The 24875-nt window shown below is 68.6% G+C and carries 16 protein-coding genes; 14 read left to right on the plus strand and 2 right to left on the minus strand.

Annotation, left to right across the window (positions count from 1 at the left end):
• Positions 1–47 precede the first annotated feature (47 nt).
• The 6 genes from IH45_RS0108965 (at position 48) to IH45_RS0108990 (ending at position 9294) form a co-directional block, all read left to right on the plus strand.
• Positions 48–3536 carry a ThuA domain-containing protein gene (locus IH45_RS0108965; RefSeq protein WP_050514670.1) on the plus strand — a complete coding sequence of 1163 codons (3489 nt, stop codon included), beginning with the start codon at positions 48–50 and terminating at the stop codon, positions 3534–3536.
• A gap of 158 nt (positions 3537–3694) precedes the next feature.
• Complete coding sequence (locus IH45_RS0108970; protein ID WP_030664108.1) at positions 3695–5179, plus strand: sugar ABC transporter ATP-binding protein; 1485 nt, start codon at positions 3695–3697, stop codon at positions 5177–5179.
• Complete coding sequence (locus IH45_RS0108975) at positions 5176–6177, plus strand: ABC transporter permease (protein ID WP_030664110.1); 1002 nt, start codon at positions 5176–5178, stop codon at positions 6175–6177. The genes IH45_RS0108970 and IH45_RS0108975 overlap by 4 nt, the downstream gene beginning before the upstream one ends.
• Complete coding sequence (locus IH45_RS0108980; RefSeq protein WP_030664114.1) at positions 6174–7178, plus strand: ABC transporter permease; 1005 nt, start codon at positions 6174–6176, stop codon at positions 7176–7178. The genes IH45_RS0108975 and IH45_RS0108980 overlap by 4 nt, the downstream gene beginning before the upstream one ends.
• On the plus strand, positions 7175–8374 hold the full coding sequence (locus IH45_RS0108985) for an ABC transporter substrate-binding protein (RefSeq protein WP_030664117.1): 1200 nt from the start codon (positions 7175–7177) through the stop codon (positions 8372–8374). Before IH45_RS0108980 ends, IH45_RS0108985 begins: the two co-directional genes overlap by 4 nt.
• The gene (locus IH45_RS0108990) at positions 8371–9294 is read left to right on the plus strand and encodes a sugar phosphate isomerase/epimerase family protein (protein WP_050514671.1); all 924 of its coding nucleotides are present in this window, start codon (positions 8371–8373) and stop codon (positions 9292–9294) included. Before IH45_RS0108985 ends, IH45_RS0108990 begins: the two co-directional genes overlap by 4 nt.
• Positions 9295–9816: 522 nt before the next feature.
• Here IH45_RS0108990 and IH45_RS1000000150605 read toward each other — a convergent pair.
• On the minus strand, positions 9817–10542 hold the full coding sequence (locus IH45_RS1000000150605) for an RICIN domain-containing protein (protein WP_324607926.1): 726 nt from the start codon (positions 10540–10542) through the stop codon (positions 9817–9819).
• Between the two features lie 78 nt (positions 10543–10620).
• Positions 10621–11463, minus strand: coding sequence for an RNA polymerase sigma factor (locus IH45_RS01000000143350; protein WP_050514672.1), 843 nt, complete (start codon positions 11461–11463; stop codon positions 10621–10623).
• A gap of 522 nt (positions 11464–11985) precedes the next feature.
• On the opposite strand from IH45_RS01000000143350, the gene IH45_RS0109005 reads away from it, so the two are divergent.
• From IH45_RS0109005 to IH45_RS0109040, 8 genes are all read left to right on the plus strand, one after another.
• On the plus strand, positions 11986–13170 hold the full coding sequence (locus IH45_RS0109005) for an ROK family transcriptional regulator (protein WP_030664130.1): 1185 nt from the start codon (positions 11986–11988) through the stop codon (positions 13168–13170).
• A gap of 381 nt (positions 13171–13551) precedes the next feature.
• Positions 13552–15045, plus strand: a complete 1494-nt coding sequence (locus IH45_RS0109010; protein ID WP_030664134.1) for a sugar ABC transporter ATP-binding protein — start codon at positions 13552–13554, stop codon at positions 15043–15045.
• Positions 15042–16052 (plus strand): ABC transporter permease, encoded by a 1011-nt coding sequence (locus IH45_RS0109015; RefSeq protein ID WP_030664137.1) that lies wholly within the window; start codon positions 15042–15044, stop codon positions 16050–16052. Before IH45_RS0109010 ends, IH45_RS0109015 begins: the two co-directional genes overlap by 4 nt.
• Positions 16053–16076: 24 nt before the next feature.
• On the plus strand, positions 16077–17126 hold the full coding sequence (locus tag IH45_RS0109020) for a substrate-binding domain-containing protein (RefSeq protein WP_030664140.1): 1050 nt from the start codon (positions 16077–16079) through the stop codon (positions 17124–17126).
• Between the two features lie 92 nt (positions 17127–17218).
• Positions 17219–18418 (plus strand): Gfo/Idh/MocA family protein, encoded by a 1200-nt coding sequence (locus tag IH45_RS0109025; RefSeq protein WP_030664143.1) that lies wholly within the window; start codon positions 17219–17221, stop codon positions 18416–18418.
• 15 nt (positions 18419–18433) lie between these two features.
• A complete protein-coding gene (locus tag IH45_RS0109030; RefSeq protein ID WP_030664147.1) occupies positions 18434–19438 on the plus strand; it encodes a sugar phosphate isomerase/epimerase family protein in 1005 nt (334 codons plus the stop codon).
• A 594-nt stretch (positions 19439–20032) separates the two neighbouring features.
• Complete coding sequence (locus IH45_RS0109035) at positions 20033–22909, plus strand: PQQ-dependent sugar dehydrogenase (protein ID WP_030664150.1); 2877 nt, start codon at positions 20033–20035, stop codon at positions 22907–22909.
• Between the two features lie 20 nt (positions 22910–22929).
• A complete protein-coding gene (locus tag IH45_RS0109040; protein WP_030664153.1) occupies positions 22930–24684 on the plus strand; it encodes a ThuA domain-containing protein in 1755 nt (584 codons plus the stop codon).
• Positions 24685–24875 lie beyond the last annotated feature (191 nt).

Raw genomic sequence — 24875 nt, forward strand, 5'->3', positions numbered from 1 at the left:
CGCCCTGATCAGCAGGCTGCCCTGCACAGCGAATTGGAGGAGTCACGATGCGGCACAAGTCCAGATCAAGATTCAGATCCATACGAGTGTTACTGCCCGTGCTGTGTGCGTTGCTGGTGTCGGCCGGGTTGGTCGCGCCGGTCGCCGCACATCCAAAGGGCCTGCACGTCCTGCTGTTCACCAAGACCCATCCCGACGCCTACCGGCACGACTCCATCCCGGCGGGCATCACGATGTTCGACCAGCTGGCCGCCGAGCACGACTGGGAGGTGACCAAGAGCGAGGACTCGAAGGTCTTCAACGACGCAGACCTCGCCAAGTACGACGTAGTGGTGATGCTCCAGACATCCGGCATGGTGTGGGACACCGCCGCCCAGCGTCAGGCGATGCAGAAGTATGTGAACGGCGGTGGTGGCGTTGCAGCCATCCACAACGCCCTCGACATGGGCATCGAGAAGGACTTCCCGTGGTGGGACAAGCTGATCAATGGCGGTGCCCACATGCCGACCCACTCGCCCGGAGTGCTGCGAGGAACAGCGAAGGTCGCCGACCGCGTCCACCCCTCCACCAAGTCGCTGCCCGAGCGCTGGGAGCGGGCCGAGGAGTGGTACAACTTCGACAAGAATCCCCGGGGTGACGTGCACGTTCTCGTCACCGCGGACGAGAAGACCTACAACCCGGGCCCCGACGCCATGGGCGCCGACCATCCGATCTCCTGGTGTCGTGACGCCGAAGGCGGCAGGGTGTGGGCCACTGCCATGGGACACGACAAAGAGTCGTACACCGAAGCCGCCTTCCGCGAACACATCGTGGGCGGAGTGGAGTCGGCAGGCGGCAAGGTCGAGTCGGATTGTGGCCCGACGACCTGGGCGAGCTACGAGAAGGTGCCGCTGGACGAGAGCACCGTAGGCCCGAGCGAGCTGGACGTCGCCAAGGACGGCCGGGTGTTCTACGCCGAGTACGGCGGCAAGGTGAAGGTCTCCAAGCCGTCCGGCGAGGTGGTCACCGCGGGCACGCTCGACGTGTACACGGGTGGCGAGGACGGTCTGACGGGCCTGGCACTCGACCCCGATTTCGCGACGAACAAGTGGATCTACCTGATGTATTCGCCGGCCGGCGGCACCGAGGACATAGCCCGGGTGTCCCGGTTCACGGTGAACGGCGACTCACTGGACAAGTCCAGCGAAAAGGTGATCATGAAGGTGCCGTCCTCGCGCCGGAACCCGGAGCCCGGCCACACCGGCGGCTACATCACCTTCGGGCCGAACGGGAATCTCTACATAGGCACCGGCGACGACATCGAGCCGTTCCGCTCCGACGGATACGCACCCATCGACGAGCGCCCGGGGCACGCGGACAACGACGCCCAGTCCACCGCGGCCAACACCAACGACCTGCGTGGCAAGATCCTTCGCATTCACCCGGAGACCGACGGAACCTACAAGATTCCGTCCGGCAACATGTTCGCGCCGGGGACGGAGAAGACGAAGCCCGAAATCTACGCGATGGGCTTCCGCAATCCGTTCCGGTTCTCCGTGCACCCCGCCAACGGTACGATCTACGCGGCCGACTACGGCCCCGATGCCGCGAACGACCATCCCGACCGTGGCCCTGCCGCGATCGTGGAATGGAACGCGATCAAGTCCCCGGGCTTCTACGGCTGGCCGTACTGCGTCGGTGACAATATCCCGTACAACCACTACGACTTCGCCACCGGCCGGTCCGGGCCGAAGTTCAACTGCGACAAGCCGGTGAACAACTCGCCGAACAACACCGGCCTCACCGACCTGCCCGCGGTCCGCAAGGCCGACGTCTGGTACGGCAACGGCGCCCACGGCGACAAGTTCCCCGAACTGGGCAGCGGCGGCGAGGCCCCGGCCGCGTTCCCGGTCTACCAGTACGACAAAAACAATCCGTCGGAGACGAAGTTCCCTGCCTACTTCAACCAGACGCCGTTCTTCGGCGAGTGGTCGCGCAACAAGCTGTGGGAGTTCCGCCTCGACAAGGACGGGCGACTGCTGAAGATCAACGACTTTGTGTCGAACATGGGCTTCAAGTCGCCCATGGATATGAAGTTCGGTCCGGACGGCTCGATGTACATCCTTGAGTGGGGGACCGGGTTCGGCCGGGACAATCCCGACTCCGGCCTGTACCGCATCGACTACACGAGAGGCGACCGGCGGCCGATCGCCAAGGCCACCGCGACCCCTGCATCCGGCAAAAGCCCACTGACGGTGAAGTTCTCCAGCGAGGGTTCGAAGGACCCGGAGGGCACTCCGATCACGTACAAGTGGGTCTTCGGGGACGGAGGGACCTCGACCGAGGCGAACCCCACGCACACGTACACGCGGAAGGGGCAGTTCACCGCGCAGCTCACTGTCACGGATGCCGGAGGCCGGACGGGCGTGGGAAATGCGCTGGTGACCTCGGGCAACACCGAGCCGGTGGTGAAGCTGTCGATACCGGACGGCGGCATGTTCGACTGGGGTGACTCGATCCCGTTCAAGGTGGACGTCACCGACCCCGAGGACGGCACCGTGGACTGCGCCAAGGTGAAGACCGTGCCCTCGCTCGGGCATGACGGGCACGCGCACGATGCCGCTGCGATCCCGGGATGTTCCGGCACCCTCAAGCCCGAGACCGACGCGGGTCACGCCAACCTCAACGCGTTCTACGTCGCCAACTCCAGCTACACCGACAAGGGCGCCGACGGAGTTCCCGCCCTGACCGGAAGCAAGAAGATCGTGCTGCAGCCCAAGCACAAGCAGGCCGAGTACTTCACCAGGCAGTCCGGAGTGAGGGTCGTGTCGCAGGGCGGCGCCGAGTCCGGCGCGCGGATCGGCGACATCAGCAACAACGACTGGATCTCCTTCAACCCGGTCAACCTCACCGGGATCGACCAGGTGTCGATCCGCCTTTCGTCGCCGTCCGGCGGCGGCACGGTTGAACTGCGCGACGGCTCACCGACCGGCCCATTGATCTCCTCCACACCGGTCAAGAGCACCGGGGGATGGGACAACTACGTCGACATGCCGGCGGTGAATGTCACCAAGCCCAGCAGCACCACGGAGCTGTTCATGGTGTTCAAGACGCCCACGAACAATGCGTACGACATCGACTCGATGAAGTTCACGGGTGCGGGCGTCGGCCAGGGCGGAGGCGGCTCGGCGAAGCAGATCGTCGGGATCGGCAACAAGTGCGTCGACGTGGACAAGGGCGCACAGGCGGACGGAACGAAAGTCCAGCTGTGGACGTGCAATGGCGGTGCCCATCAGAAGTGGACGCCCACCGGAAGCACCTTGCGCTCGCTGGGCAAGTGCCTCGATGTCGCCGGGGCGTCCACGGCCGATGGCGCCAAGGTGCAGCTGTGGAACTGCAACGGGTCCGCCGGGCAGGACTGGTCGGTGCAGTCCGACGGCACCATCCGTAACAGGGGCAAGTGCCTGGATGCCGAGGGCGCAGGCTCGGCCGACGGAACACGGCTGATCATCTGGCCGTGCCACGGCGGTGCCCAGCAGAAGTGGAAGCTTTCGTGAGCTGAGCTGAGCTGAGCTGAGCTGAGCTGAGCTGGGCTGGGCTGGGCTGAACTGAGTGATGGCGGTGCCGGCGACGGTGATTCCGGCACCGCCTTACCTGGAGCCCATTGGCGTCTGACCAAGGCTGTGAGTAGAAGGAGCCACACGTAATGACGACGTTGCTGTCGATGCAGCACGTGTCCAAGAGCTTCCTGGGGGTGTCCGTCCTGCACGACGTGTCACTGGATCTGGAAGCCGGCGAAATCCATGCGCTGGTGGGCGAGAACGGCGCGGGCAAGTCGACCTTGATGAAGGTCGCCGCAGGCGAGCACATACCCGACGCGGGCACCATCCACCTGGACGGCACCGCACACCGCTTCACCCACCCGTCCCAGGCGCAGGCCGCCGGGGTAGGCATCATCCACCAGGAGTTCGCGCTCCTGGGACACCGCACCGTCGCCGAGAACGTGTTCCTCGGCCGCGAACCCACCCGACGGGGCCTGGTGGACCGCCGGGCCATGGAGGAACGCACCGCACAGCTGCTCGCCGAGCTCGGCGAGACGGCGATCACTCCGCGGATGTACGTCCGAGACCTGAGCGTCGCCCGCATGCAGACGGTCGAGATCGTCAAGGCGCTCGCCTCGGACGTGCGAGTCCTCGTGATGGACGAGCCGACCGCACCTCTGGCCGAGCACGAGGCGGGCCTGCTGCACGATCTCGTGCGGCGCCTGGCCGGGCGAGGTCTCGGCATCCTCTACATCTCGCATCGGTTGCGCGAGGTCTTCGACCTGTCCCGCCGCATCACCGTGTTGAAGGACGGGCGGCACGTCACCACGCTGCTCACCGAGCAGACCGACACCAACGCCGTCGTACGCGCCATGGTGGGAAGGGAGCTGAGCGCCTACTACCCGCAGAGGGCTCGGCCGGAGGAGATCGGCGACGTCAGACTGGCGGTTCGAGGCGGCGGCAACGGGCGTCTGTCGGGCATCGACATCGAGCTGCGTGCGGGTGAGATCACCGGCATCGGGGGACTGCAGGGGTCGGGCCGTACGTCGCTGGCCCGGGCCCTGTTCGGCGACGCACCCTTCACCGAAGGCACGATGACCGTCGCGAACCACACCTTGCGGCCCACCAGCCCGCGCCAGGCCATCCGCGCCGGGATCGCTCTGGTCACCGAGGACCGCAAGGCCGAGGGCCTGGCCCTGCGCCAGTCCGTGCGCGACAACGCCCTCCTGGTCACCAGAGCCATCCCCGCCCGCGGCCGGCGCTCCGCCGCCGGAAGTATCGGCCAGTTGCTCGAGCGCGTACGCCTGCACGCCCGCAGCGGTGACCAACAGGTCCAGTTTCTGTCGGGTGGCAACCAGCAGAAGGTCGTCATCGCCAAATGGCTGGCCGCACGCCCGCGGGTCCTGCTCTTCGACGAACCCACCCGAGGCGTCGACGTCGGCGCCAAGGCGGCCGTTCACACCCTGGTCCGCGAACTGGCCCGCGAGGGCCTCGCTGTCCTGATCATCTCGTCCGAGCTGCCCGAACTCATCGGTATGAGCGACCGCATCCTGGTCATGGCCGACGGACGCATCGTCGGCGAACTGCCTGCCGGGGCAGGCGAAGAGGACATCATGCGCCTCGCCACCGCCAGTGCCGACCGGGAGGCCGTCGCATGACCGGAACCACCGTCGCACCGTCGGCGGTCCTCAAGCCGGACGCCGTCCGCAGGTCCCGCCTGGCCGACCCTGCTGTCGGCATCTGGCTCGCGGCCGCTGCCGTCATCGTACTCGGCTGGATTGTCGTCGCGCTCGCCGGCGGCCAGCTGCTGACCCGCACCAACATCACCATCATCCTGTCCAACAGCGTGGCCCTCGGACTGGTCGCAGTCGGCCAGAGCCTGGTGATCCTTACGGGTTCCCTCGACCTCTCCGTCGCCTACCTCATCAGCCTCGGCACCCTTGTCGCGGCCGAGACGATGGCGAGCGGCAGCGTCCTGACCGCGGTGGTGGCCGTGCTCGCCATGTCAGCCGCGGCGGGCCTGGCCAACGGCCTCATCGTCACCGGACTCAAGGTCAACGCGTTCATCGCCACCCTCGGCACCGCGTTCATCCTGCGCGGCTGGATCGAGGACAACTACACCGGCCCCGCCGGAAAGGTCTCCGCGTCCTTCCAGCACCTCGGCTACGACCGCATCGGACCGATACCCGTATCGATCTTCCTGCTCGCGGCGGTCGCCGCCGTCCTGTGGTTCATCACCCGCCGTACTCGTTTGGGCCACCACATGTACGCCACCGGCGGCGACGAGCACGCCGCCCGCCTGTCCGGAGTACGCACCAGACGCACCGTCGTCATCGCCCATGTCCTGTGCTCGCTGTGCGTCGGCGCCGCCGCCCTCTTCCTGGCCGCCCGGCTCGGCTCGGGTGCGCCTTGGGCCGGCACGGAAGCCCGGTACGACCTGGACTCCATCGCTGCGGTCGTCCTCGGCGGCACCGCCCTCGCGGGCGGACGCGGCGGGGTCTTGGGCACGCTCGGCGGTGTACTGCTTCTGGCAGTCCTGGACAGCGTCTTCAACCAGTTGTCCATCGACCCGTTCTTCAAGAACGTCGTCCGCGGCGTCGTCATCATCGCCGCAGTCGCCCTCTACGCCCGGCGCGGCAGCAGGAGGACCGCATGACCACCGCAACGGCCGTATGGCGCAAGAGGGGTACTGCGGCACTTGGTGCGGGTGCTCCCGTCTACGCCCTCCTCGCGGTGTTGTTCGCCGCACTCGCCCTGACGAACCCGGACTTCTACGAACCCGACCGCTTCCTCGCCTTCGTGAAACGCACCGCGCCGCTGGTGATCCTTGCCGCAGGGCAGTACCTGGTCGTCGTGAGCGGCGAGTTCGACCTGTCCGTGGGGGCAGTCGTCACCGCGGGTGTGGTCGTCGCGGCCGAGCTGTACGGCTCCTTCCCCGAGGCCCACTGGCTGGTCATCAGCCTGGCTCTGCTCCTGGCCGGGGCGGTTGCCGGCCTCGCGAACGGTCTGATCACCACGTTCCTGCGGGTGCCGTCCTTCATCACCACTCTGGGCATGATGCTGATCCTCGAAGGCGCCGTCTTCTACTGGGCCGGCGGCTCCCCGCACGGCGTTCTGCCGGAGGACTTCCGCATTCTCGGCCGGGGCTCGGCCTTCGGCTGGCTGCCCTGGGCCGCGCTCGCCTGCCTCGCCGCCGGGGTCTTGGCCGTCTGGCTGATGCGTTCGGACTTCGGCCGTACGCTGATCGCCACAGGGGACAGCGAACGCACCGCCACGCTGTCAGGTGTGCGCACCCATCGTGTCCGTGTACTCGCATTCGTTCTCTCCGGTGTCGCCGCCGCGCTCACGGCGATCCTTGTCGGCGGGTTCTCCGGAGTCTCCGCGCAGGCGGGCCGCGGCTACGAGTTCGAGGCCATCACCGCTGTCGTGCTCGGCGGCGTCGCCCTGGGCGGCGGGCGTGGGTCGGTCGTGTCCGCGATGGCCGGCGCCTTCTCGCTGCAGGCCCTGTTCACCCTGCTCAACCTCCAAGGCGTCTCCGGCGCCCTGGAATCCACCGTGCAAGGCGTGATCGTCATCGCCGCGGTGGGACTCGGAGCCGCCAACTGGTCCCGGCTGCGCCGCACCCGTACTCGCTCATCTGGAGGAACACCGTCATGATCCGCAGCCGACTTTGGGCGCCGTCCGCACTGCTGCTCGCAAGTGCTCTGATCACATCCTGTTCCAGCGACATACCACCGGACTCCCCGGCCGGCTCGAAGGGTGCCCCGGACAGCGGGAGCGACGGCAAGCAGTCGAAATTCTTCGACCAAGCCGAGTACAAGAAGCAGCTGAAGCTCACCAGAGCCGCACCTGAGGGACCGGACGGCAAGCCGTGGGAGCAGATGATCGAGCCGAAGATGGCCGACACGGCTCAGTACAAGAAGAAGGGATCCGGCGGCATCCACCTGTGCTTCTCCAACGCCGGAGTCTTCAACCCCTGGCGCCAGGTCGGCCTGACGACCATGAAGGCAGAGGTAAAACTCCACAAGGAGATCAGCGAGTTCACCGTTCTGGACGCGCAAGGCAAGGACGACAAGCAGATCTCCGACATCCAGGAGCTCACCGGCAAGAACTGTGACGCTCTGATCGTCTCGCCCAACACCACCGCCACTCTCACCCCGGCGGTGAAGGAGGCCTGCGGCAAGCTCCCCGTGATCGTCTTCGACCGGGGTGTGGAAACCGACTGCGCCGTCACCTTCATCAACCCCATCGGCGGCTACGGCTACGGCGCCGTCGCGGCCGACTTCCTCATCGACAAAGTGAAGCCCAAGGGCAAAATCCTCGCACTGCGCATCTCACCCGGCGTCGATGTCCTGGAGAACCGCTGGTCGGCCGGGAAGGCCGCCTTCGACAAAAGCGAACTGGATGTAGTGGACGTGAAGTTCACCGAGGGCGACCCCGTCAAGACCAAGTCCGTCGTCGCCGACGCCATCTCCCGCCACGGCACGATCGACGGCGTCTGGATGGACTCCGGCGCCACAGCGGTCGCCGCAGTGGAGGCATTCGAGGACGCCGGCGTCGACGTACCGCCGATCACCGGCGAGGACCAGCAGGATTTCTTGCAGGCATGGAAGGACAAGAAGCTCACCGCTATCGCCCCCACCTACCCGACATTCCAGTGGCGTACCCCGGTCATCGCCGCGCTGAAAATCCTGGACGGCAAGCAGGTCCCCAAGAAGTGGAAGCTGCCCCAGCCCACCGTCACCGAGGACAACCTCGACCAGTACCTGAAGGCGGGCATGCCGCCGCTGCACTACGCGATGTGCGGCTGCGAGAATCTGCCCGGCTTCCCCGAGGCTTGGGGCAAGAAGTGAGCTCCTACGCGCCGCAGCTGGGCGCCAACCCCTGGATCTGGCACTCGCCGGTGACCGGTGCTGCCCTCGCCGAAGTGCTGCCGCGCCTGGCCGGCTGGGGCTTCGACTGCGCCGAACTCCCGCTGGAGCAACCCGGCGACTGGGAGGCGGCCCGCACGCGGAAGCTCCTGGAGGCCACCGGCATTGATCCGGCGGCCGTCATCGCAGTGCTGCCGCCGGGGCGCGACTTGGTGCGCACTGACCCGACCGTGGTCCACGCCACCCAGGACTACCTGCGCCGCTGCGTGGACGCCGCACATGGCGTCGGCGCCGGGGTGGTGGCGGGTCCGCTGTACGCGGCAGTCGGACGCACTTGGCGCCTGAAGCCCGCCGAACGCCGAGCGGCGTACGAGGAATGGCGCGAGCATCTCGTGCCCGTCGCCGAATACGCTGCCGACGCCCACGTCCGCCTTGCCGTGGAGCCGTTGAACCGCTACGAGACGAGCTTGCTCAACACCGTCGCCCAGACCCTCCAGGCCCTCGACGGCCTGCCCGAGGACACGGTCGGCATCGCCCTGGACACATACCACCAGAACATCGAGGAACGCTCGCTGACGGAAGCCGTTCGGCAAGCCGCCGGCCGCATCGTGCACGTACAGGTGTGTGCCAACGACCGTGGCGCTCCCGGTGCCGACCACCTCGACTGGTCCGCCTTCATGGCGGAACTGGAGGCGTGCGGCTACGAAGGCCCGCTGTGCATCGAGTCGTTCACCGCCCACAACGCCACGATCGCTGTGGCTGCTTCCGTGTGGCGCCCGCTTGCCACAAGCCAGGATGCGCTCGCCACCGAGGGCCTCGACTTCCTGCGCCGGACTCTCGCCCGTGCTCGGGTATCCGCCGGAGGCGCTCCGTTCGGCCGCGCTGAGGAAACCCGGACGTGATCAGGGCAGAGCCGCGACGAGGGTCTGGTATCCCGGTTTGACCGTGGCCGCATACACCGGCGTGCCGCGCAGGAGCCCCCCGGCGTGGTCGGGTGAGCAGCCACGGCACCACCCGCACACCGTCAGCGTGCCGGTCGACGGCGGCTCCGTCGACGACTGCCAGGTCGAGCTTCCGCACACCACCGAACCCCGTTGTCCGCACTGCTCCGGAACGCACTGCGGGAGCGTCCAGGCGTGCGGGGCCAGTCTGTCGCCGGAGTCCGTTGCGCGCTGCGGGACGCGGCAGGCAGCGAGGTGACCGCGACGGGCACTGGGCCGGACGGCAGCTGCGCGTTCCACGATCTGGCACGTGGCGACTACGCCTTGGCAGTCGCCGTCACTGATCGGGTACGCACGGAGGCCAACGCCTGAGCCCACGGGGCACCTCCCTCGCGCGCATACGGCCTCGTGTGCCGGTTCGACGGAGGACGGGCCACCGCGCGTCGAGGCGCTGGCCTCCGCCCAGCGTGGGATCTGAGGTGGTCAGCCGCGGAAGGCGGCATCCCCGTAACGGAATCGTAGCGAGGGAGAGTGGTAGTAGTTCGCCGTCGTCCCGATGGCCGGGGGCGCTCTTCCTTCGGCGGCACCGTTCCAGTCGTCCAGGCCGAGGAAGTACAGATGGTTGCCCTTCTGTGCGAAGGCAACCAGGCCCGACTGGTCGAGGAAGTACGTCCAGCGGGCCGTGAGCGCGGGGGAGTCGCTGGCGCGCCGCTGGCGGGCCGGGGCACCGTCCGTCGGCTGGCCGGTGTGGGTGAGGAACATGCCGGTCGCGTAATTGCGGATGCGCACTTCCTGGGCGGCCCGGTCGACCAGCAGTTCCCACTGCTGCGAACGGCTGACGTCGCAGGCGGCTTCGTGCGGTTCGGCGCCCTCCTTCGTGGAGATGTCCATGCACCGGCCGGTGGAGGCGATCGGGAGTCGCGTGCGGTCGGTTGCGGCAGGCTGCCACGACGGGGGTGCCGATGGTTGTGTGCTGGGTGCGGGCGGGGTGGCGGAAGGGGGTGAAGGGGACGAGGAAGACGAGGAGGAGGGCGAGGACGAATGGGGTGTAGCACGAGAAGAAGGTGCAGGGCTCCGGCGTTTGCTCTTGTCCAGGTCAGAGGCGGAGGCGGAGGCGGCAGGTGGGGCGCTGGCGGCGACCGGAGGAACAGCCGACGGCCCGCCGCCGTCCGGCCACAACGCGTATCCGACGAGAGCGGCCACGAGCACAGAGGCACCGACGCCTCCGACGCTCGCGGCGACACTCAGAGCCGGGGAGGCGGCGGTGCCATTGGGGCCGGGAAGCGCTCACGTCACAGCGGTGGCCTTCGTCCCGTACGAAGCCCCCGTCCACAGCAGTAGCCCTACCGGGAGGGCGAAGCTCAGGAGCTTGCCCAGGTCCCGCAGTTCGCTGCGCGCGCGGTGGCAGCGGGGGAAGTTCGCCAGATGGCGCTTCAGGCCGCGGTGCGTGCGATGGCGGCGACCGGAGCTGCGGATGGAGGCGGCCAGCAGGCCGGTGAAGTACCGGCACTCCTCGGATGCCGCGCTGTCCGACGCGTACTGGGCGAGGTACGCCTCGCGCAGGCCTTCTCGGGCACGTGAGGTCAGGGAGGCGGCGCCGTTCGAGCTGAGGCCGAGCAGTGGCGCGATGCGTGCGGGCGACTCGCCCTCGACAGCTGAGTGCCACAGGGCTGTCTGCCAGTGGTCAGGGAGGCTCTGGAAGGCGCGCAGTGCCAGGTCGGCATCCTGGCGGCGCAGCGCCCATTCCTCTCCGCTCTCCGCTGCCGACGCCTTGGACAACCAGGTCTCGAAGTCGGCGGACAGCTCGGTGCGGCGTGCCGTGGCGGCCCAGGCGGCCGCCGTGCGGCGGCCGGCCGTCAGCAGGTAGGGGCGCCAAGCGTTCTGGGGGCCGGCGCCGTGCCGCACGGCATGCAGCGCGCGAGTGAACGCTTCCGACGCCAGGTCCTCCGCCGTGTGGGAGTCCTGTGTGCAACTGCGTGCGTAGGCGAGGACCGATGCGTGGTGACGACGGTAGAGCTCGACCAGCACGGCGTCGGCCGCCGAGCGTGAGCCGCTGCGTATGCGGGCGGACAAGTCGGCGTCGCTGCAAGTCTCGTCGGGAGTGGCGGCGCCGGTGGTGCTGTCGCGCATGCTAGTCATCCTGTGGGGCAAGAGAGATTCACCGTCGCGGTGAAGAGCGGGCGGCGGACATGCCGTCCCGCGGCGTTATGAAGCCGATACCTGGTGGGGTTGTCGTGCCGGCGGCCCTGTCAGGGCGCGACGTGGCCCACACGGACCCGAAGGTTCATTCCAGGTGTTCAGGCGCACCTCGATGAGGTCGCGAACCTGCCCGTCGGGTGAGGCGGGGCCAAGAAGTCGTCGCACGGCGGCAGCGGGTCCCCACGTGCTCTCGGGCCCGCGTCGGATGCCGGGCGCGATGGCGGCGGCTCGATGGCGGTGCGTTGTCAGCCGCGAAGGGGGCGCTCGAACGCTGCGGTTTGTCGGGCATTTTGTTCCCTGGCGGGACGAATCTCCCCACTACTTTGTCTCCATCGAAGAGAAAGTAGTGGCTATTTCTGACTAACTTCTTCCCTGATACCGGCGATCGCTGCTACGTTCCAGCGCGAAGACACCGAAGGCCCGGTGAACGGCGGGAGGGGTGACGTGAGGCGCATGACAGCACGGCCGGCCAACGCGCATCAGGAGCGAGTGCTCAAGCTGCTGCGTGACGAGGGCCCCCGCTCGCGTGCGGAGCTCAGCGGTCTCATCGACCTGTCACGCTCGAAGGTCGCGGTCGAGGTCGACCGGCTCATGTCCGCCGGGCTCCTCGTGGTCGACGGGCTCGCCGCCTCGCGGGGCGGCCGCCGCTCGCACCGCATCCGGCTCTCACCCGAACTCCGCTTCCTGGGCGTCGACATCGGCGCCACCTCGGTGGACGTCGCTGTCACCAACGCCGAACTGGAGGTGCTCGGGCACCTCAACGAGCCGATCGACGTACGGGAAGGCCCGGTTGCGGTCTTCGAGCAAGTCGTGGTCATGGCCGGGAAGCTGAAGGCGGCCGGCCTCGCCGAGAGCTTCGACGGTGCCGGAGTCGGGATTCCCGGGCCGGTGCGCTTCGCCGAAGGGGTTCCGGTCGCGCCGCCGATCATGCCCGGCTGGGACGGCTTCCCCGTGCGGAAGGCGCTCAGCCAGGTGCTGGGCTGCCCGGTCATGGTCGACAACGACGTGAACCTGATGGCGCTCGGTGAACGGCACGCGGGAGTCGCCAAGCGCGTCGACGACTTCCTGTGCGTGAAGATCGGCACCGGCATCGGCTGCGGGATCGTCGTCAACGGCCAGGTGCACCGTGGCGCCTCCGGAAGCGCGGGGGACATCGGCCACATCCAGGTCGACCCCGACGGTCACCCCTGCGCCTGTGGCAACCGCGGCTGCCTGGAGGCCCACTTCAGTGGGGCCGCGCTCGCCCGGGACGCGCTCGCCGCAGTCGAGTCCGGGCACAGCACCGGTGCGCTGGCCGACCGGTTGGCCGCCTCCGGGACGCTCACCGCGGCCGACGTCGGGGCGGCCGCGAACGTCGGCGACGCCGTCGCCCTCGATCTCATCCGTGCGGGAGGGGACCACGTCGGGCACGTGATCGCCGGACTGGTTTCCTTCTTCAACCCGAGTCTCGTCGTCCTCGGCGGTCGGGTGACGGGCCTGGGCCACGGCCTGCTCGCCGCCATCCGCACGCAGGTCTACCGCAGGTCCCTGCCGCTGGCCACCGGCAATCTGCCCATCGTCCTGGGCGACCTCGGCCCGGTCGCCGGCGCCATCGGCGCCGCGCGCCTCATCACCGACCACCTCTTCTCCCCGGCCTGACCCCAAGAACCCGCCCCACCGCCGTGACACCCCGCTGGCGGTGGGGCGCCTGAACCACACCTCCGGCGTACCAGGCACCGGGCATCCCTGAGGGCCGGTACGCACCCTCAGGCGCTCCGGCAACCTTCGCCGCGGTGCCCGGGCTCGTGATCCCCGCCGCACCCGGCGGGCCGCACCGTGGGCCCCGCGAACGCCTCCGCTCGCCCGCACATCTCGCGCGGTGGGCGCTCGGCTCGTATCACTCTCCTGTTCGTCTCAGACGCATCACTCGCGCAGGCGGCGCCAGCGCCGTGACTGTGTGCCCCCAGTGAACCGAGGAACACCATGTCGCCAACACCCCATGAGCCCACGGAAGGTGGCATGCCGCCTCCTCTCCTCAAGATGACCGGGATCACCAAGCACTTCCCGGGCGTCCGTGCCCTGGACGGTGTCGACCTCACCGTCGCCGAGGGGGAGGTCCACTGCCTCCTCGGCCAGAACGGCGCGGGCAAGTCCACCCTGATCAAGGTCCTGGCCGGTGTCCATCAGCCCGATGGCGGCGAGATCCTCTGGCAGGGCACCTCCACGCGTCTGAAGTCCCCGACCGCCGCGATGCGCCTGGGCATCGCGACCATGTACCAGGAACTCGACCTGGTGGAGCACCTTTCCGTGGCGGAGAACATCAGCCTCGGCCACGAACCGACACGCGCCGGATTCGTCGTCCGCACCAGGTCCGCACGGCGCACCGCCGCCGAGTTGCTGCGTCGGCTCGGCCATCCGGAGGTCGACCCGGCCACGCTGGTCGGTGAGCTCTCGGCAGCCCAGCAGCAGATCGTCTCGATGGCCCGCGCCCTCTCCCACGAGGTGCGTCTGATCGTGATGGACGAGCCATCGGCAGCGCTGGACCCGGACGAGGTCCGCAATCTCTTCCGCATCATCGAGCGCCTCACCGCCGACGGGGTCGCCGTCATCTACATCTCGCACCGCCTGGAGGAGATCCGGCGCATCGGCAAGCGCGTCACCGTCCTGAAGGACGGCCGCTCCGTCGCCGACGGCCTCCCGGCCGTCTCCACTCCCGCCCGCGACATCGTCGCGCTCATGACGGGCCGGGACGTGGAGCACGTCTTCCCCGACCGCTCGCCCGGCTCCCCGACCACGGCCACGCCGGTCCTGCAAGTCGAAGGGCTCAGCCGTGAAGGGGAGTTCGAGCCGGTCACCTTCGGTCTGCACCCCGGCGAGATTGTCGGCCTCGCGGGCCTGGTCGGCTCGGGACGGTCCGAGATCCTGGAGACCATCTACGGCGCCCGCAGACCCGCCACAGGTCGGGTGTTCGTCAATGGGGAACCGCTGCGGCCCGGCGACGTCCGCGCCGCCGTGCGTGCCGGCATCGGTCTTGCCCCCGAGGAGCGCAAGGCGCAGGCCCTGCTGATGCTGGAATCCGTCACGCGCAACGTCTCCGTCTCCACGCTCAGCCGGTTCTCGCGTGCGGGCTGGCTCGACCGGACCGCGGAGCGCACCGCCGCCCAGCAGGCCACACGGGAGCTGGTGCTGCGCCCGGACAACCCGGACGCCCAGGTCAAAAACCTGTCCGGCGGCAACCAGCAGAAGGCGGTCCTGGCCCGCTGGCTGCTGCGCGGCTGCAAGGTGCTGCTGCTCGACGAGCCGACGCGCGGCGTGGACATCGGTGCCCGTGCCGAGCTGTACGCCGTTGTGCGGGGGCTCGCCGACGAGGGGCTCGCCGTGCTGCTCGTCTCCAGTGAGGTGCCCGAGGTCCTCGGCCTCGCCGACCGGGTCCTGGTGCTCCGCGAGGGCCGGATCGTACACACCGCGCCCGCGGGGGAGTTGGACGAGCACCGCGTACTCGATCTCGTAATGGAAGGGGACCACTCATCATGACGCAGTCCGCGACCGCACCCGCGGCTGAGAAATCCGCCCCCGACGTGCCGCCACCGCGACGGCCCGCGCTCGGCTTCCGCCTCGATATGCGGACGCTGTCGCTGCTCGGTGTCCTTGCCGTCCTCGTGGTCGTCGGCGGTGTCACCCAGCCCGACTCGTTCCTGGACACCAGCAACGTCCAGCTGATCCTCACGCAGGCATCCGTCATCGGGGTCGTCACCGTCGGCATGACCTTCGTCATCATCTCCGGCGGCATCGACCTGTCCGTGGGGGCGATCGTCGCGCTGGCGTCGGTGTGGGCGACGACGGTTGCCACTCAGGAGTACGGCTTCGCGGGCATCCTGTTCACCGCTGTCGTCGTCGGCCTGGGCTGCGGCCTTGTCAACGGCCTGCTGATCGCGTACGGCGGCCTGGTGCCGTTCATCGCGACGCTGGCCATGCTGGCTGCTGGACGCGGCCTGGCTCTGCAGATCACCGACGGCAAGACCCAGGTGGTCACCGTGGACGGCGTGCTCAAGCTGGGCGAGCGGGACTCGTACATCCTCGGTGTCCCGCCGCTGGTCATGGTCTTCGCGGCCGTGACCGTCGTGGGCTGGCTGCTGCTGAACCGCACCACGTTCGGGCGGCGTTCGGTCGCGGTGGGCAGTAACGCGGAGGCGGCGCGCCTGGCCGGGATCGACGTACGGCGCCAGCGGCTCTACCTGTACCTGCTGTCCGGCCTGTGCTGCGGCATCGCCGCCTTCTTGCTGATCGTGCTGTCCGGCTCGGGCCAGAACACCAACGGCAACCTGTACGAGCTGGACGCCATCGCCGCGGCGATCATCGGCGGCACCCTGCTCAGCGGCGGGCGCGGCACCATCACCGGCTCCGTGCTCGGCGTGCTGATCTTCATCACCATCACCAACATCTTCGCGCTCAACAACCTGGAGACCGCCGTCCAGCAGATCGCCAAGGGCGCCATCATCGTCGCCGCCGTCCTGGTCCAGCACCGCACGGCCCGTGAGTAAGCCCGCGCAAGGAGAACCACGACCATGTCACAGAACGTGAACACCACCCGCAGACGGATGCTCTTCGGCACCGCCGCCCTCTCGGCCGGCGCGCTGCTCACCGCGTGCGTCTCCAACCAGCCCAAGGACGGAGGCGGAGGCGACGCTCAGCAGGCCGCCGTCGCCGACGACAAGCCCGGCAAGAAAGTGACCATCGGCTTCGCCGGACCGCAGGCCGACCACGGCTGGCTCAAGGCCATCAACGACAACGCCAAGAACCGGGCGAAGAAGTACAAGGACGTCACCCTGGAGGCGACGGAGGGCTCCAACGACACCGCCGCCCAGATCGGCCAGGTGGAGACCCTCATCAACAAGAAGGTCGATGTCCTCGTCATCCTGCCCGCCGACGGCAAGGCCCTCACCCAGGTCGCCCTCAAGGCCATGCGCGCGGGCATACCGGTGATCAACCTCGACCGGGCCTTCGCGTCCGCGCAGGCCTACCGCTGCTGGATCGGCGGCGACAACTACGGCATGGGTCTCAACGCCGGGCACTACATCGGCGAGAAGCTCAAGGACAAGAAGAACGCCCGCGTCGTCGAGCTGGCCGGGCTGGACAACCTGGAGCTGACCAAGCAGCGCACCAAGGGCTTCGACGACGCGCTGAAGAACTACCCGAACATCGAGAAGGTCGCCCGGCAGGCCGCCGAGTTCACCGTGGAGTCCGGCCAGGCGAAGATGTCGCAGCTGCTCCAGGCGCAGAAGAACTTCGATGCCCTGTGGAACCATGACGACGACCAGGGCGTGGGCGCCCTGCGCGCCATCAAGCAGGCCGGACGCGACGACTTCCTGATGGTCGGCGGCGCGGGCGCGCTCTCGGCGTTCCAGGAGATCAAGCAGGACCGGGGCGTGCTGAAGGCCACCGTCCTGTACCCGCCGACGATGGCCGCCTCCGCGATCGACCTCGCGCGGGCGCTCGGCCAGGGCAAGGGCATCGGCGGCATGGCCGAGTTCGAGATCCCGTCCTCGGTCACGCTCTACTCGGCCGTCGTCGACAAGGGCAACGTCGACCAGTACATGTCCACCGGCTTCCGGTAGGCCGCCCCAGAGACAGGGCCAGCCTCGGTGCTGTGGGGGCTCCGGGGCTGGCCCACCATGCCCGCCCCCACCGCGTCAAGGAGACCTCGCGTATGGATTCCACCGCTGCCCCCAAGCAGCGCCTCGGTATCGGCATGGTCGGCTACGCCTTCATGGGTGCCGTGCACTCCCAGGGCTGGCGCACCGCGGCCCGCGTGTTCGACCTGCCGAGCGAGCCGCACCTGGCAGCCGTGTGCGGCCGTGACCCGCGAGCGGTGCGTGCCGCCGCCGACAAGCTGGGCTGGGCGTCCGCCGAGACCGACTGGCGGCAGCTGATCGCCCGGGACGACGTCGACCTCGTCGACATCTGCACGCCCGGCGACAGCCACGCGGACATCGCCATCGCCGCGCTCGACGCGGGCAAGCACGTGCTGTGCGAGAAGCCGCTCGCCAACACCGTCGCCGAGGCCGAGGCCATGGCCGAGGCGGCCGCACGCAACCCGGGCAGCATCGCCATGGTCGGCTTCAACTACCGCCGGGTGCCCGCCCTCGCCCTGGCCCGCGCTCTGATCGAGGTCGGCAGGCTCGGGGCACTGCGCCACATCCGCCTCACCTACCTTCAGGACTGGCTCGTCGACCCCGACTTCCCGCTCACCTGGCGCCTCAAGCGCGAGAGCGCCGGGTCAGGCGCCCTCGGCGACCTGGGAGCGCACATCGTGGACCTCGCCCAATACCTGGTGGGTGAACCCCTGGCGGGTGTCGCGGCACTCAGCGAGACCTTCGTCACCGAGCGGCCCGTCCCTGCCGCCGCGCCGGCGCCGGCCACCACCAGGGGAGTCGAGCGCGGTCCCGTCACTGTCGACGACGCCAGCTTGTTCATCGGCCGCTTCCCCTCCGGCGCGCTCGCCTCATTCGAGGCCACACGCTTCGCCCACGGCCGCAAGAACGCGCTGCGCCTGGAGGTCAACGGCGAGCTCGGATCGCTCGCCTTCGACCTGGAGCGGTTGAACGAGCTCCAGTTCTTCGACGGCACCGTCCCCGCTCCCGAAGCGGGGTTCCGGCGCATCCTGGTCACCGAACCCGATCACCCCTACCTCGACGGCTGGTGGCCGCCCGGCCACAGCCTCGGCTACGAGCACACCTTCGTCCACCAGGCCCGCGACCTCGTTCACGCCGTCGCCACGGGTGTCCAGCCCGCACCGTCCTTCGCCGACGGGCTCCAGGTGCAGCAGGTGCTCGCCGCCATCGAGGAGAGCGCGTCCAAGGACAGCGTCTACGTGACTGTCACACCCACAGCAGCTACGACAAACTGAGGAGGACTGTGCATCATGTCCCGTCGCTTCACCCTCTTCACCGGTCAGTGGGCCGACCTCCCCCTTGAGGAGGTGTGCCGGATTGCTCGCGACGCCGGGTTCGACGGCCTCGAACTCGCCTGCTGGGGCGACCACTTCGAGGTCGACAAGGCCCTCGCCGACCCCGCCTATCTGGACTCCCGGCGCCGCATCCTGGAGAAGTACGGCCTCAGGTGCTGGACGATCTCCAATCACCTGGTCGGCCAGGCCGTCTGCGACGCCATCATCGACGAGCGCCACCAGGCCATCCTCCCGCCCCGCGTCTGGGGCGACGGAGAGCCCGAGGGCGTACGGCAACGGGCCGCGGCCGAGATGGCGGACACCGCCCGCGCGGCGGCCGCCTTCGGCGTCGACACGGTGGTCGGCTTCACGGGCTCCGCCATCTGGCATCTGGTCGCCATGTTCCCGCCCGCCACCGAAGGCATGGTCGAGCGCGGCTACCAGGACTTCGCCGACCGCTGGAACCCGGTCCTCGACGTGTTCGACGCCGAGGGCGTCCGCTTCGCGCACGAGGTGCACCCCAGCGAGATCGCCTACGACTACTGGACCACCGACCGGGCCCTGCAGGCCGTGGACCACCGCGCCGCCTTCGGCCTCAACTTCGACCCCTCCCATTTCATCTGGCAGGGCGTCGACCCGGCCGGCTTCCTCTACGACTTCCGTGACCGGATCTACCACGTCGACTGCAAGGAGGCCCGCACACGCCTCGACGGCCGCAACGGGCGCCTCGGCTCCCACCTGCCGTGGGGTGACCCGCGGCGCGGCTGGGACTTCGTCTCGGTCGGCCGTGGCGACGTGCGCTGGGAGGACGTCTTCCGAGTGCTTGGCTTCATCGGCTACGAAGGCCCCGTCTCCGTCGAGTGGGAGGACGCCGGGATGGACCGCCGCCACGGTGCCGCGGAGGCGCTCGCCCGGCTGAAGGCGTACGACTTCCCACCCCCGGCCGCCTCCTTCGACGCCGCTTTCGGAAGCCACGGCTGAGGCGTTCCGGGCCGACCGCCGACGGCATGCGTGGCCGCCGCCCGCGTGCACCCGCCGGCCCGGGAGAATTCCGGTCCGCCGGGCGTCGCGCCACGAGGCGGATAACGGATGGGTAACGCGGCGGGACGAGCTGTGAGCATCGCTCTCCTTCAGGGATGGAACCGCCTTCGGGGTGCCATACGCGTACAGCGATATGTGTGCCTCGCGCACCACGGGAGTCTTTATATGCCACGCTTTTCCCCCGGTCCCCAGCGCCAGTTCACGGACCGCCTCCGACCTGCCCATAGGGGCGAGCCTCTTTTCCCGTAACCGAATCTTCGCGCGTGAATTCCGCAGCGCCACGCCGCATCGCGGCTGTTAGGCGGCTGACCTGTGGGTTCTCTCGCCGCTGCCCCGTCGGAAATGCCGAGGCCGACGGGGTATTCGGCGTGCCCGGACGGACTTTGTTCTTACTCAGTAGAAAGTTAACTTTTTTCCTGCGCAAGGTCTTTATGAGTCGATGAAACATGACTACCTTCCGGACGAAGTCATGTGAACGTGCGCCGTGCACCGCACAAGGCGCCGGACTTCACGCCCGTATCGAAGGGACTCTTCGTGTTCCGAGAACGTCCACGACTCACCCCACGCCGTAGAGGGGCAGCCCTGCTCGTCGGGCTGCTCCTCGCCGTGGGTACACCCGCCGCGGCCACCGCGCACGCAGGCCACGAAGGCCACACGGGCAAAGGAGGCCACGCGGACAAGCAGGCGCATGCCGCTGCCGATTCGACCTTTGCTCAGATTCCGCTTGCCAAGGGCCCGGACGAGATGGGTGAGCCGCTCTCGCTGGCGGTGCTGCCGGACCGCAGCGTCCTGCACACCTCGCGTGACGGCACGCTGCGCCTCACCGACGCGGCCGGCAGCACCACCGTTGCCGGGAAGATCCCCGTCTACAGCCATGACGAAGAGGGGCTCCAAGGCGTCGGGGTGGACCCGGGCTTCAAGAACAACCGGGCGATCTATCTCTACTACGCGCCCAAGCTCAACACCCCCGACGGCGATGCTCCCAGCTCCGGGAGCGCCGATGACTTCAAGAAGTTCGACGGTGTCAACCGCCTGTCCCGGTTCGTCCTGAAGGGCGACGGCACCCTCGACCTGAACAGCGAGAAGAAGGTCCTCGACGTTCCGGCCTCACGCGGCCTGTGCTGTCACGTCGGCGGCGACATCGACTTCGACAAGGACGGCAACCTCTACCTGTCGACGGGTGATGACTCCAACCCGTTCGCCTCCGACGGCTACACCCCCATCGACGACCGGGACAAGCGGAACCCCGCCTTCGACGCCCGCCGCTCCTCGGGCAACACCAATGACCTGCGCGGCAAGATCCTGCGCATCAAGGTCGCCGCCGACGGCTCCTACACCGTCCCCGACGGCAACCTCTTCCCCAAGGAGAAGGAGAAGACCCGTCCCGAGATCTACGCGATGGGCTTCCGCAACCCCTACCGGATGAGCGTCGACAAGAAGACCGGCGACGTCTATGTCGGTGACTACGGCCCCGACGCCGGTGCCGCCAATCCCAACCGCGGCCCGGCCGGCCAGGTCGAGTTCAACCGCATCACCAAGCCGGGCAACTTCGGGTGGCCGTTCTGCACCGGCAAGAACGACGCCTACAACGACTACGACTTCGCCACCGGCAAGTCGGGCGCGAAGTTCGACTGCAACGCCCCCAAGAACAACTCCAGGCACAACACGGGCCTGACCGACCTGCCGCCCGCCCAGCCCGCCTGGATTCCGTACGACGGCGGCTCCGTGCCGGAGTTCGGCACCGGCTCCGAGTCCCCGATGGCCGGTCCCGTCTACCGCTACGACGAGGGCTCCACGTCGTCGGTGAAGTTCCCCAAGGAGTACGACGGGAACTTCTTCGCGGGCGAGTTCGGGCGGCGCTGGATCAAGCGGATCGAGCAGGGCAACGACGGGACCGTACAGAAGATCAACGACTTCCCGTGGACCGGCACCCAGGTCATGGACATGGAGTTCGGCCCTGATGGCGCCCTGTACGTCCTGGACTACGGCACCGGATACTTCTACGGCGACGCCAACTCCGCGCTCTACCGCATCGAGTACGCCAAGGACGGGCTCACCCCGATCGCCGAGGCGAGTGCCGACCGCACCGACGGGGTGGCGCCGCTGAAGGTCTCCTTCACCGGCAAGGCGACCGACGGTGACAGCAAGGACCTGACCTACGCGTGGGACTTCGGCGACGGCACCAAGGGCGAGGGCCTCAACCCCAGCCACACGTATGAAAAGAACGGCACCTACCAGGCGACCTTCACCGCCAAGGACGCCCAGGGCCACACCGGCAGCGCGAACGTGCATGTCGTCGTGGGCAACACCAAGCCGAAGGTCGAGATCACCACACCCGCCAACGGCTCGCTGTACGAGTTCGGAGACCCGGTTCCCTTCAAGGTCAAGGTGACCGACCCCGAAGACAAGGAAATCGACTGCTCCAAGGTCACCGTCCGCTTCAGCCTCGGACACGACAGCCATGCCCACGAGCTGAGCAAGACCCAGGGCTGCGAGGGCACCATGACCCCGCCCAAGGACGGCGAACACGACCACGACGCCAACATCTTCGGCGTGGTGGGCGCGGAGTACACCGACAAGGGCGCGGGCGGCCAGCAGCCCCTGACCGGCAAGAGCCAGATCGTCCTCCAGCCGCGCACCCGTCAGGCCGAGCACTTCACCACCCAGAGCGGTGTGAAGACGTACAGCAAGAGCGGCGCCCATGGCGGCAGGACCGTCGGCGACATCCACAACGGCGACTGGGTCTCCTTCGCCCCCTACCGGCTCACCGGCGCGAGCAAGCTCAAGGCGCGCGTCTCCTCCGGCGGCGCCGGCGGCACCCTGGAGCTGCGCACCGGCTCTCCGACCGGGCCGCTGCACGGCTCCGCGGAAGTGAAGCCGACCGGCGGCTGGGAGAAGTTCACCGACGTGGAGACCTCGCTGAAGGACCTGCCCGACCAGACCACCAAGCTCTACCTGGTCTTCAAGGGCGGCAGCGGAGCCCTCTTCGACCTCGACGACTTCGAGTTCACCAAGTCCGGCACCGGCGCCCGCACCGGAGCGGTCAAGGGCGTCAACGGCAAGTGCATGGACGTCGCGGGCGCCAACAGCGCCGACGAGACCCAGATCCAGCTCTACAGGTGCAACGGCTCGGCCGCCCAGAAGTGGACGCTGCCCGGTGACGGCACCGTCCGCGCCCTGGACAAGTGCCTGGACGTCAAGGGACGCGGTACGGCGGACGGCACGAAGATCCAGCTCTACAGGTGCAACGGCACGCCCGCCCAGGAATGGAAGCCGCAGGACGACGGCACCGTCCGCAACGCCCACTCCGGCAAGTGCCTCGACGCCTCAGGGAGCACCTGGAACGACGACACCCCCCTGCACCTGTGGACCTGCCACGCCAGGGCCAACCAGAAGTGGACCCTGCCGTAGCAGGAAGGAGGCACCACATCATGCGTGAGAGTTTCACCAAGGCCGCGTGCTGGATGTCAGGCGCGCTGCTGTGCGTGGCGGCATCCCCCGCCGTCGCGTCCGCCGAGCCAGTACGGGGCCCCGAGGCACATGCCTCGCGCCTGGCCGCCGCCGATCCCGCGTACAAGGTTCTGGTCTTCTCGAAGACCGCGGGCTTCAGGCACTCGTCCATCGACGGCGGTATCGCCGCGCTGCGTGGACTGGGCAGTGAGAACGGCTTCACCGTGGGCGCCACGGAGGACGCCAACGCCTTCACCGCCGACAACCTCGCCAAGTACAAGGCGGTCGTGTTCCTGTCGACCACCGGGGACGTGCTCGGCCCGGCCCAGCAGGACGCCTTCGAGAAGTACATCCGCGGCGGGGGCGGCTATGTGGGTATCCACGCCGCCGCCGACACCGAATACGACTGGCCGTTCTACGGCAAGCTCGTCGGGGCCTGGTTCAAGTCCCACCCCCACCAGCAGAAGGCCAAGGTCCAGGTGGAGGACCGGGCCCACCCTGCGACCGCGCACCTGGGCTCCACCTGGGAGCGCTTCGACGAGTGGTACAACTACAAGGCCAACCCCCGTGCCACGACGCGTGTCCTCGCCTCGCTGGACGAATCCAGCTACTCCGGCGGGACCATGGGCGGCGACCATCCGATCACCTGGTGCCAGAGCTCCGTCGAGGGGGGTGCCGGCCGCTCCTTCTACACCGGCCTCGGGCACGTCGACGAATCGTATGCCGATCCCGCCTTCCGCAAGCAGTTGCTCGGCGGCATCCGCTGGGCGGCGGGAGCGGCCCAGGCGGACTGCCGCCCGGAGAACGGCTACACGTCACTCTTCGACGGCAGCAGCACTACCGGGTGGAAGCAGGCCGGGCCTGGCTCCTTCGCGCTGTCCGACGGGACGCTCACCTCGAAGGGCGGCATGGGCCTGCTGTGGAACAGCGCGCGCGAGCTGAAGGGCGACTACTCCGTCAAGGTCGACTGGCGGGCGGAGGGCGATGACAACTCCGGTGTCTTCATCGGCTTCCCCGCCTCCGACGACCCCAACTCGGCGGTGAAGAAGGGCTACGAAATCCAGATCGACGCCACCGACAGCCCGGACCGTTCGACGGGTGCCGTGTACGGCGTCAAGGCTCCCGATGCCGCGGCCCGGGACAAGGCGCTCAATCCGCCCGGCGAGTGGAACACGTACGAGCTCAAGGTCACCGGTGAGCGCCTGGAGGTGTTCCTCAACGGCGTGAAGATCAACGACTTCACGAACACCGATCCCGCACGCAGCCTCCGTGACGGCCACGTCGGCCTCCAGAACCACGGCGATGGCGATCACGTCTCGTTCCGCAATGTGCGTGTCAAGTCCGCGGGGGCGCGTACGGGCGAGGTGAAGGGCGTCAACGGCAAGTGCATGGATGTCGCCGGAGGCAACAGCGCCGACGAGACCCAGATCCAGTTGTTCGGCTGCAACGGCTCGGCGGCCCAGAAGTGGACGCTGTCCGGTGACGGCACCGTCCGCGCCCTGGGCAAGTGCCTCGACGCCAAGGGACGCGGCACAGCCGACGGCACGAAGATCCAGCTCTACCAGTGCAACGGCACCCCCGCCCAGGAATGGCGGCCACAGGACGACGGCACCGTCCGCAACCCCCTCTCCGGCAGGTGCCTGGACGCTTCGGGCAGCACCTGGGGCGACGGGACCCGGCTGCATCTGTGGACCTGCCACGGCAGGCCCAACCAGCAGTGGACCCTGCCGTCCTGAGGGGCCGCTCCTGGCCTGTGGTCCACAGGCCGGGCCCGGGAGCTCTCCGCGCCAGGCGGGGGAGCTCCCGGGCCGGGCTCGCCCACGCGAGTGCCCGTCGCGGCTCGCACCCACAACGTCTCCGTGCCGGGGCCGCCGCTCTGACGCCCCCGGCACGGGCCGACCATTCACCACACGCACGAGTACGGCAG

Origin of the sequence: Streptomyces rimosus subsp. rimosus (genome assembly GCF_000720725.1) — a bacterium.
Classification (GTDB): Bacteria; Actinomycetota; Actinomycetes; order Streptomycetales; family Streptomycetaceae; genus Streptomyces; species Streptomyces rimosus_A.